The sequence below is a fragment of the Peterkaempfera griseoplana genome (assembly GCF_001418575.1).
Classification (GTDB): domain Bacteria; phylum Actinomycetota; class Actinomycetes; order Streptomycetales; family Streptomycetaceae; genus Peterkaempfera; species Peterkaempfera griseoplana.
The window spans coordinates 1-4230 of record NZ_LIQR01000319.1; the positions used below are offsets into that span (position 1 = coordinate 1).

General features: G+C 76.9%; 4 protein-coding genes and 1 pseudogene. 4 read left to right on the plus strand and 1 reads right to left on the minus strand.

The genetic code is table 11. The annotated features are described in order from the left end of the window. A partial coding sequence (locus AOK09_RS23325; RefSeq protein WP_157876006.1) for an alpha/beta hydrolase family protein occupies positions 1 to 1242 on the plus strand: 1242 nt, incomplete at its 5' end. A gap of 142 nt (positions 1243 to 1384) precedes the next feature. Then, positions 1385 to 1567: a hypothetical protein gene (locus AOK09_RS23330; RefSeq protein WP_055589192.1), complete on the plus strand. Its 183-nt coding sequence runs from the start codon at positions 1385 to 1387 to the stop codon at positions 1565 to 1567. Between the two features lie 106 nt (positions 1568 to 1673). On the opposite strand, the gene AOK09_RS23335 is transcribed toward AOK09_RS23330, so the two are convergent. After that, on the minus strand, positions 1674 to 2750 hold the full coding sequence (locus AOK09_RS23335) for a Zn-dependent alcohol dehydrogenase (RefSeq protein ID WP_055589193.1): 1077 nt from the start codon (positions 2748 to 2750) through the stop codon (positions 1674 to 1676). A gap of 357 nt (positions 2751 to 3107) precedes the next feature. Between AOK09_RS23335 and AOK09_RS23340 the strand changes: the two genes are divergently transcribed. Together AOK09_RS23340 and AOK09_RS23345 are read left to right on the plus strand one after the other, a co-directional pair. Further along, positions 3108 to 3764 (plus strand): class I SAM-dependent methyltransferase, encoded by a 657-nt coding sequence (locus AOK09_RS23340; protein ID WP_055589194.1) that lies wholly within the window; start codon positions 3108 to 3110, stop codon positions 3762 to 3764. Positions 3765 to 3883: 119 nt separating this feature from the next. After that, a pseudogene (locus tag AOK09_RS23345) lies at positions 3884 to 4230 on the plus strand (hypothetical protein); the annotation flags it as partial.

The following is a 4230-nucleotide window of genomic DNA, read 5'->3' on the forward strand; positions in this document are numbered from 1 at the left end:
GGCTGGGGCCTGCTGGGCGGCCCGGACCCGCTGCGCTTCCCGGAGGCGCTGCACCTGCCCGGTACGCTTCTGCGCCCCGTCGCCGTCGAGCCGGGCCGGGCCGAGCCCCGGGTCGCCGTGCAGCTCGACCGGGGCGCCGGTTCGGCGCTGGCCCTGTGGTCCCCGGCGGGCGGCCGTCTCGATCCGCTGCCGGTGCCTCCCGGGCGGCTGGGCGCGGTGGCGCACTGGTCGGCGGCGGGCCTGCGGATCCCGTACTCCGCCCCCGACCGTCCCGCGGCCATGGCCACCCTGGAGGTGGCGGCCCTGCTCCGGCCGCCGCAGCCGCGCCGGGCGGCCGTCGGCCGGGCCGCGGCCGCGATCGGCTGGCGGCTGGACGGCAGCGCCGCCGCGCCCGGCGACGGGGGCCGCTGGCAGCCCGCCGGGCTGGCCTCGGTGCCCGCCGCCGAGGGCCGGATGGAGGCGGTGGTGTACGGCGGGGCAGGCTGGGCCGCCGCCCGGCATCTGGTGGTGGCGCTGCACGGCGGTCCGACGGACGCCTGGCGGCTGGAGTTCGAGCCGACCCTGCAGCGGCTGGCCGCCGACGGCGTCGCGGTGGCCGCCCCCAACCAGCGGGGCAGCAGCGGCTACGGCCCCGAGTACGCCCTCTGTCTGCGCGGTGCCTGGGGCGGCCCCGATCTGGAGGATGTGCTCTGCCTGCTCGCGGAGCTGGCGGCCCGCCGTGCGGCCCTCGGGCTGGAACCGCCCGCCCTCTTCGGCATCAGTTACGGCGCCTTCCTGGCGCTGCTGGCGGCCTGCCACGCCCCCGCAGGGCAGGTGGCGCGCTGTGCGGTGGTCGCCCCGTTCCTCTCCGGGGCGCGGCTGCAGGCGGAGGGGGCCGCGCCGGTGCGGGCGCTCACCACCAGGCTGGGCGGCGCGGTGCCGATCGACGACGGCCGGGGGCCGCGTGACGTGCTGCGGCTCTGCCATCGCATCGCGGTACCGCTGCTGATGGTGCACGGGGAGCGGGACGAGGTGGTGCCGGTGGGCCAGTCGCGGGCGCTGCGGCGGCAGCTGCTGCGGGCGGGGCGGACGGAGGGCGCCGACTTCCGGTACGTGGAGGTGGCGGGCGCCGGTCACGAACTGCTGGCGGAGGAGGGCGCCCCGGCGTTGCGGGAGCTGCTGGCGGCGTTTCTGCGGGCCGGTCCGACTCCCTTGCGGGACAGCGTTACTGACGGGTCGGGACCGAGCGTGCACCGGCCGTGACGGCCTGGGTAGGGTGATCCCTTCGGGCGGTTGCAGCGGTGACCCGTCACCCGCGCTCCGCCGGGCGCTTCGGCGTGCCAGAAGGCCGAGGCGCCATGACGCACCACCGACTTCCCGTCCCTCGTATGGAGAAGAACCACTGATGTCCGAAGCCTTCACCGACACCACTGACAGCGCCGCTGCCGAGGCGGCGGCTCCGGGCGCCGGGACCGCCGGACGGCACCGCGGTACCGTCGCCCTGGACGACGGCAGCGCCCCGCAGCCGACGGAGACCGGCCACGGCCGCCACCGCCGCTCGGCGGAGCAGGCCTCCGCGGAGGTCTGAGCGCCGCCGAGGCGTGAGCACTGCGCGGAGGGCCGCGCACCCTGGCCGGGTGCGCGGCCCTCGGCGTGTCCGGCGGTCCGGCGGCCGCCCTGCCCGCCGTCCGGGCTCAGTCGAAGGTGACGACCGTACGCAGCGCCTCACCGCTGCGCATCTGCGCCAGCGCGTCATTGACCTGCTCCAGCCGCACCCGGTGGGTGATCATGTGCTCCAGGTCCAGCCGGCCCGCCCGCCACAGCCGCAGCACCCGGTCGGCGGTGCGCAGCACGTCGCCGCCGCCGTACATCGACGGCAGGATCCGCTTCTCGTCGAAGAACAGCTCCCCCATGGAGAACTCCACCCGGTCGTCACGGGCACCGGCCCCCACCACCACCACGGCGCCGCCGCGCCGGGCGGCGTCATAGGCGGCACGGGTGGTGACGGACCGTCCGACGACTTCGAAGACATAGTCGAAGCCGCCGTCGGTGAGCCGCTTGCGGGCGGCCTTCAGCTCCTCGGGGGCGACGGCCTCGGTGGCGCCGAACGCCAGGGCCCGCTCCCGGCGGGAGGCCACCGGGTCGACGGCGACGATCTGCCCCGCGCCGCACACCCGGGCGCCCTGGACCGCGGCGATCCCGACACCGCCGCAGCCGATGACCGCCACCGAGGAGCCGGGCTCCACCCGGGCGGTGTTCACGGCGGCGCCCACACCGGTGGTGACTCCGCAGCCGACCAGCGCCGCCACCTCGAAGGGGACGTCGGCGGGCACCCTGATGGCGCTGTCCGCGGCGACCACCACCTCCTCGGCGAAGGTGCCCACGCTGTAGAAGCCGTAGAGCGGACCGCCGTCGTGGCGGAAGCCCGGGGTGCGGAGCCGGGCGAGGCTCGCGGTGCAGAGCTGGCCCTGGCCGCGGCGGCAGTGGGCGCAGCTGCCGCAGGGCGGCATCCAGCAGAGCACCACATGGTCTCCGGGCTCGAGGCCGGTGACTCCGTCGCCGGTCTCCACCACCTCGCCGGCGCCCTCGTGGCCCGGGACGAACGGGGCGGGCTGCGGCAGGACGCCGCTCATGGCGGAGAGGTCGGAGTGGCACAGGCTGGCGGCCCTGAGCCGCACCCGCACCAGGCCGGGGCCGAGCGGTACCGTCTCCACGTCGCTGCGGACGTCGAGCTTCTCCTGGCCGATCTCATGGAGGATCGCTGCGCGCACGGCGCGACTCCCGTCAGTGCCGAGGGGTGCGGAACGCGGAAGGGAACCCCGGCGCGGCCGTCCGCACCTGCGGCCGCGCCGGGGTCGTCCGCTGCGGCCGGGCCGCGATCACGGTGCATCGCCTAGAACGCGTTCTAGGTGAGGACTCCATGTATAACGCATCAGCGGGGGCTCCCGGAACCCCCGCCACCCCACATTCTACCCGCGGGTAACCTGACATCGCCCCGGTTCCCGCGGACCGCCCGCCGGGGCACCCGGGGGCCCGCCGGAAGCGGAGCCGGTGGTTCCTCCACCCCCCGCACAGCCGGATAGGGTCCAGCAGGCAGACACGACGGACCGCAGATCAGGGAGTACGGCATGGCGCAGAACAGCGGCGTCGCGGCGCGGCCCGACACAGAGGTGCTGGCGGCGTTCGAGGCGGCCACCGGCTTCATGCCCGTGGACGAGGGCCTGGCGCTGTACGCGGCGGCGGCCGAGGCCGCGGCCCGCACCGGACTGCCACTGCTGGAGATCGGCACCTACTGCGGACGCTCGGCCGTCCTGCTGGCCGCCGCCGCCCGGGAGGCCGGGACGGTCGCCCTGACCGTCGACCACCACCGCGGCTCCGAGGAGCAGCAGCCCGGCTGGGAGTACCACGACGCCGCGCTGGTCGATCCGGAGGTCGGCCGGATGGACACCCTGCCGCGCTTCCGCCGCACCCTGCACGCGGCCGGCCTGGAGGACCACGTGATCGCCCTGGTGGGGCGGTCGCCGCAGGTGGCGGCGGTGTGGGGGACGCCGGTGGGACTGGTCTTCATCGACGGCGGCCACACCGACGAGCATGCGACCGGCGACTACGAGGGCTGGGTGCCGCATCTGGCCGGGGACGGCCTGCTGGTGATCCACGATGTCTTCCCCGACCCGGCGGACGGCGGCCAGGCGCCGTACCGGGTGTATCTGCGGGCCCTGGCCGAAGGCTTCCACGAGGTGTCGGTGACCGGGTCGCTGCGGGTGCTGCGACGGTCCGCGGGGTGAGCGCCGCCGAACGCGGCCGCGGCGGCCCGGTACGGTGACCCCTACGGCGGCGCTGCTGCACCGGCCGTGGTGATGGCGGAGCTCCATGGGGCCGGCGGCGACCGACCGGGGGAGGCGGGATGGCGGACAGGGACGAGAGCGCACCGGCGGTCTGGGACCCCACAGCGCGTGGCGGAGCAGGCGGCTGGGTACGGCGCGGGGACCCGGGCACACACCGGCTGCGCAGACCGGCCGCCCCCGAGGGGGCCGCGGAGGCCTCCCAGGGGCCCGGGGAGGACGGCGAGGGGCATCCGCCCGCCGTGCGCCCGTACCTGAGCGTCTCGCTGGAGAAGCCCGCCGGAGACCCGCAGCCCGCCGCACCGGAACCGCCGCGGGCCGCGAGCCCCGCCGGAGCCCAGGCGCCCCAGGCCCCGCGGGCCGCCGCACCCGAGCCGCCCACCGCCTACCACCTCGCCCCGCCCCGGAC